The organism is uncultured Campylobacter sp. (assembly GCF_938018035.1).
In the GTDB taxonomy this organism is placed as follows: Bacteria; Campylobacterota; Campylobacteria; order Campylobacterales; family Campylobacteraceae; genus Campylobacter_B.
On record NZ_CALIJF010000015.1, the window covers coordinates 1 to 5,138 of the forward strand.

Annotated in this window: 5 protein-coding genes and 1 pseudogene; all 6 read right to left on the bottom strand. The window is 48.7% G+C overall.

From position 1 onward, the window contains the following. Positions 1–17: 17 nt before the first annotated feature. Entirely contained in the window at positions 18–746 is a 729-nt protein-coding gene (locus Q0257_RS00495; RefSeq protein ID WP_298020186.1) for a polyphenol oxidase family protein, read from the bottom strand. A 10-nt stretch (positions 747–756) separates the two neighbouring features. Next, positions 757–1,575 (bottom strand): riboflavin synthase, encoded by an 819-nt coding sequence (locus tag Q0257_RS00500; protein WP_298020189.1) that lies wholly within the window; start codon positions 1,573–1,575, stop codon positions 757–759. A 101-nt stretch (positions 1,576–1,676) separates the two neighbouring features. Then, the gene (locus tag Q0257_RS00505) at positions 1,677–1,997 is read right to left on the bottom strand and encodes a c-type cytochrome (RefSeq protein ID WP_298020194.1); all 321 of its coding nucleotides are present in this window, start codon (positions 1,995–1,997) and stop codon (positions 1,677–1,679) included. A 241-nt stretch (positions 1,998–2,238) separates the two neighbouring features. Continuing rightward, positions 2,239–3,792: an ATP-binding cassette domain-containing protein gene (locus Q0257_RS00510; protein ID WP_298020197.1), complete on the bottom strand. Its 1,554-nt coding sequence runs from the start codon at positions 3,790–3,792 to the stop codon at positions 2,239–2,241. A 326-nt stretch (positions 3,793–4,118) separates the two neighbouring features. Further along, positions 4,119–4,880 (bottom strand): hypothetical protein, encoded by a 762-nt coding sequence (locus Q0257_RS00515; protein ID WP_298020200.1) that lies wholly within the window; start codon positions 4,878–4,880, stop codon positions 4,119–4,121. 64 nt (positions 4,881–4,944) lie between these two features. Beyond that, positions 4,945–5,138, bottom strand: a pseudogene (locus Q0257_RS00520) (tRNA uridine-5-carboxymethylaminomethyl(34) synthesis enzyme MnmG); the annotation flags it as partial.

Genomic DNA, 5,138 nt, shown 5'->3' on the forward strand with positions numbered 1-5,138 from the left:
CCACAACTCTAAATTGATTAAATTTTATTCATCACAAACCCACAGAAGCGCCCCGTGACGCCATCTCTGCGGTATGAAAAATGCCGCTCGCTCTCGAAGGTGCAGCGCGGATCAAATTTAACGTTTCGTACTCCCGCAGCTGCGAGCTCATCGCGCAGCGCGGCGTTCATATCGAAATGCCCCTGCGTTTTGTAGCACTCAAACTCGCCCAGATCAAGCCCGCCAAGTTCGTAGTTTCGCGCCTTGATATTCGCGCCTACAAACACCTTCAGCTCCGCAGCGACGCAGCCGAAGCGCTCGCTCATCAAATTTATCGCATTGGTGCAGATCCGCCCTATCACGCCCGCGCGCCCCGCATGCATTGCGGCAACCACGCCGCGCCGCTCGTCCACGATCAGCACAGGCGAGCAGTCCGCTACCAGCACGCACAGCGCCACGCCGCGCAGATCGGTCACTAGCCCGTCGCAAGGCGAGAGTTCATCACTACCTGCGCGTAAAATTTCAATTTTGTTTGAGTGGATTTGGCGCATAAATTTTAAATTTCGAGGTTCGATACCGAGCGCGGCGGCTAAAATTTCGCGGTTTTGCGCGACGTTTTGCGGATCGTCGCCTACGTGATCCCCTAAATTTAAGCTCGCGTAGGCTTCGCCGCTCACGCCTCCTTCGCGCGTGCTAAAGCCCGCCAGCACGCCGTGCCCGTCCAACACAAACTCAAGATTTTCTCTGCAAATTTCTATTTTAGCCATCGCGCGCCGCTTAATACAGGCTCAAAATTTTATCTACCGCATCCCACGAAAGCCCCTCTTTTTCGCCCTCGGCGCTCTCATCGCGCGCCGTGTCCATACCGCAGACGGGCTGTCCGCCGGCAAAACGTAGCTGCGCCGCGACGTATCGCGCGAGCAGATCGGTTTCGATATTTACGCGGCGCCCGATTTTATATGATCCAAAAAGCGTATCTTTAAGCGTGAGCGGGATGATCGTAAGACGAATGGCGCAGCTTTGTGCTTCGCTCTTTAAATTTACGCCCAAGGAGTTTAAATCGCGAACGGAATTTGAGCTGCTAGAATTTTGCCCACGCGAGCCTGTGTCGCTAAAATTTGAACCGTGCGAACCTTTGCGGTCTTTGCGAGTAAAATTTCCGCCGCCCCCGAGCACTTCGTTGATCGTTAGGCTCACGCCGTCGATCGCCACCGAGCCCTTCGGCGCTAGCAGCGGCGCTATGTGCAGCGGCGCGCGGATGAAAAAATCGACGCCGCTTGCAAGCTTTGAAATTTTATAAATTTCGCCCACGGCATCGACATGTCCTTGGATCAAATGCCCGTCTATGCGCTCGCCTAGCCGCATCGCTGGCTCGATATGCACAGGTCCGCGCAGGTTTTGCATGGCGATGACGCTCGCCGTCTCGCTAGAAAGCTGTACCGCAAATCCGTCCGCAAAAAGCCGCGTCACGCTCAGGCATGCGCCGTTTACCGCGACGCTATCGCCAAGCGCAGGTCGGTATCTCGCGCGCAGTCGCAGCGAATCGCCGCTAAAGCTCGCAACCTGCGCGATCTCTCTGATCAGTCCGTTAAACATTATGAGCCTTTGGAATTTTTACGTGATATTAGCGTAGAATTTTGAAATTTTAAATTAAGCGAAGTTCGGCGAGCGCGAAGCCCGCCGAATGAAGTTTGAAATTATTTTTTAGAAACGATGAAATCGGCTAGCGCTTCGATCGATTCGTCGTTAAGTGAAGCTGCTTGACCTTTCATAACGCCCATCATGCCGAATTTGCCCTTGCCGTCGCCTAAGGTGCCGTCTTTGTAGCCTTTTAGGCTAGCGATGATATCTTCCTTGCTTAGGGTGTTTAGCGCAGGTACTTTGCCGCCAAGATAAGGCTTCTCGGCGTTAGCTCCATGACAGGCCACGCATTTTTTATACAATGTAGCGCCGTCTGCGGCAAACGCTGCCGAACTAAACGCCGCCAACACAGCGCATGCGATTAAAACTTTTCTCATTTTTCATCCTTTACGATTAAGTTGTGGCGCGCATTATAGTTGAAATTCTTAAATTTACGTTTAAAAATTTGGATTAATTTCTCGCGAGCGTGAACGCAAAAAACATTTTCCGCAAGCCGCGCACGGCGGAATTTAAAGGGCATCGATTAAATTTAAAGCAGGATCGGCAGGTGCAGCCCAAAACATGACGCGAGCTATGAGGCGCTGCGTTTTAGACGGCGGAATCCGCGGCGATGAAATTTCATTTGATCCGCGAAATCTCGCCGCCTCGCATCTTATAAATTTTATCTGCGGCGCCGAAGTATTTATCATCGTGCGAGATCGCAAAGGTCGTGTATCCGCGCGATTTCAGCTCGGGCAAAATTCGCTCGTAAAACTCCGCGCGAAACTGCGGATCGAGATCGGCCGCAAACTCATCGAGCATCAAAAATTTTCGCCCGTCCATCAGCACGCTTACGAGCGCCAAACGCTTGCGCTGCCCGCTAGATAGGCTCGTGGTGCTAAATTTAGCCCCCTTTAGCTCAACCTTATCCTGCAGGTGCGTAAGCGCTAGCCACTCGCGCGCTATGTCCGCATCGCCCGTAGCATAGTCGAAGAGATAAAAATCACTGAAAACCGCGCTTATGTTGTTGCTGTAGGCGCGCAGATCAGAGGGTTTAAGAGCCGCACCGTCGGCTAAAATTTCGCCTGCTTGCGGCGTATAAAGGCCCGCTAAGATCATAAAAAGCGTCGATTTGCCGCTGCCGTTTTCGCCGATTAAAAACACCGTCTCGCCCGCATTTAGCTGCAAGCTTACCCCCTTGATGCCGAATTTCCCGCCCGGATACGAAAAGCCCACGTCTTTAAGCTCCAAGCTGCGCCACGGCTGCATTTGCGCAAGCTCAAAGCCCTGCACGAACGGATCTAAGCCCAGCTCATTGATCTTTGCGTAAGCGATCTTTGCGCGCAGCACGCTAGGAAGCGAGAATATGAGCATCATCAAAGGCGCACGCAAAAAAAGCACCGTAAGCGCGATCGTTACGGCGTTTGCAAGCTCCGCTTTGCCGCCGCTAAGCCCAAAATAAAGCACAAAGCCTACGGCGCCTAGCATCATTACGTTCATAAAATTACTCGCAAACGCGCCGTAGACCTCGGCTCGCAGCGAGCTTTGGCGTAAATTTTGCGCGTTGGGCAAAAAGTCGTTTTCGTATAGGCTCTTTGCTTTGGCTAGGCTTAGCGACAGCTCCTTGTGCCCCTCGATCGCCGCGGCGTAGTTTTTATACAAAACGTCCTCGTTTTGGCGGTACAGATCGTAATTTTGCATGACTTTTTTCATCAAAAAGCGGTTGAAAATCATCAGCGCGCCGATCCAGACGAATAAAAACGCAAACATCATAGGCGCGATGTATAATACGTAGATACCGCAAAACAGCACGATCATAGCGCCTTGGATCAGCTCGGAGATGCGCATAAAGCCCTCGGTTAGGCGCGAAATATCGCTAGAAAGGGACGCAAGTAGGTTCGCCTTCGACGCAGCCTCGATGCGCTCGAACTTCGTATCGATGATCTGCTTGATGATCTTGGTGCGTAGATCGAACACGAAGTCGTTTTCCATCTTGCAAAGCATGATGCGGCTTAGCACCGAAAGCAGCAGAAATAGCGCCAAGAGCGCGAAAAATAGCGCGATGATGCGCCCGCCTCTTTCGGCGCCGTCAAGTAGATATTTATTGATAAAGCTTAAAATCAAGATCCCCGAGCCGCTGTAGATCGCGTTTAGCGCGAGCATCGCGAGGATTTGTTTGGTATATTTTTTCATCTTTCGCCCCAATAAAATTTGAGCGCAATTGTGGCAAAATTCGCTTGAAAAAACGGTTAAATTTTAAATCCGTTCTCATTTCGCGAATAAAATTTCACCCGGGTTGCGTAAAATTCCGACGTAAATTTATCCACTTTTGGCGCGCCAGGAGCGATAAGCTCTATCTGTGTTTACACTCCTGACAGGAATTAGCATATTAGGATTAAATTTGACGGATTGCAAAATTTTGAATCAAATTTAAAAACCTAAAGCGACAGAGTGCAAAATTTAACTATATTTTTAAATTTTATAAGCTTTGCCGGCTCTGCTAAAATACAAATTTAACTCTAGGCATCGCCCTTTTTGTTGCGCTCCGTGATGAATTTAGCTAATAAATTTATCTCCAATTTACTCACTTCAAATAGCGCCGTGATTTTCTTTTCGGCTAGGTCTAAATTTTTATTGCAAACGACCTTGAAATATCTACGCAGCTCGGCGTAATCGCTTGGATTGCTGATCATAAAATTACAAAACAAACCGTTTTTGCCCTGTAAAAATATCATATCAAAAACGCTATCAATGCCCTTGCCAAAATGAAAAATGATCTGGGGCAAAAGCACTACGCAGATCGTCGCTAAAATTATAAAAATAGATGTCGCTACGGGCAGAACTACAAACATCGCCGCCATGATAACGACAAGAAATATTATGCCTGATTTACCGCCGACGCTATCTAGCCCGTAATGTATCGGAAGCGCGTAGGATACTGTTTTGTGAAGCTTTCGTATTTGACGCGGCGCAATTTCCGCAAAAATGTTACCGTCAATTATCTTGACGATTTTATCATTATAAAAATAGACATAAGCGTTTCTATAGAAATTCATATCGAATTTTCTCCTGCCTATGACGAGCAAAAAGCATAATGAAATTTTAAATATATCGGAGTTGCCGCCAAAAAATACGTTTCTTAAAATTCCAAAAGCCATTAACGCAAGTATCAAAATAATCGAAATTTTTATGACTTGATTAGTTTCGTCTTTGATGACTAGCGGCTCTTTGTCGTAGTCTCTCGCAAATTTTCTCAGGCTTAAATTTAACTCATCTTGCATGCTCATTCCTATTTTGTTTGCGTAGTCAAAGTCTACTACAGCCTTCTCACGCCAGACGCACAGCTTATTTCAAGCCAAAATTTTGTTTGATGTAGATGTGCAAAATATCGATCGCGGCGGGCGTTACGCCACTGATCTCGCTCGCGGCAAAAAGCGTCGGCGGCGCAAAGCGATTTAGCTTCTGCACGATCTCGTTGCTAAGCCCTCCGATCTTGCTAAAATCGATCTGCGGCGGGATCGCGACGCCAAGCAGCCCCT

Bases quoted from the DNA above. Each gene is read 5' to 3' on its own strand.
- Q0257_RS00495 (WP_298020186.1), bottom strand. From the start codon at position 746: ATGGCTAAAATAGAAATTTGCAGAGAAAATCTTGAGTTTGTGTTGGAC.
- Q0257_RS00500 (WP_298020189.1), bottom strand. From the start codon at position 1,575: ATGTTTAACGGACTGATCAGAGAGATCGCGCAGGTTGCGAGCTTTAGC.
- Q0257_RS00505 (WP_298020194.1), bottom strand. From the start codon at position 1,997: ATGAGAAAAGTTTTAATCGCATGCGCTGTGTTGGCGGCGTTTAGTTCG.
- Q0257_RS00510 (WP_298020197.1), bottom strand. From the start codon at position 3,792: ATGAAAAAATATACCAAACAAATCCTCGCGATGCTCGCGCTAAACGCG.
- Q0257_RS00515 (WP_298020200.1), bottom strand. From the start codon at position 4,880: ATGCAAGATGAGTTAAATTTAAGCCTGAGAAAATTTGCGAGAGACTAC.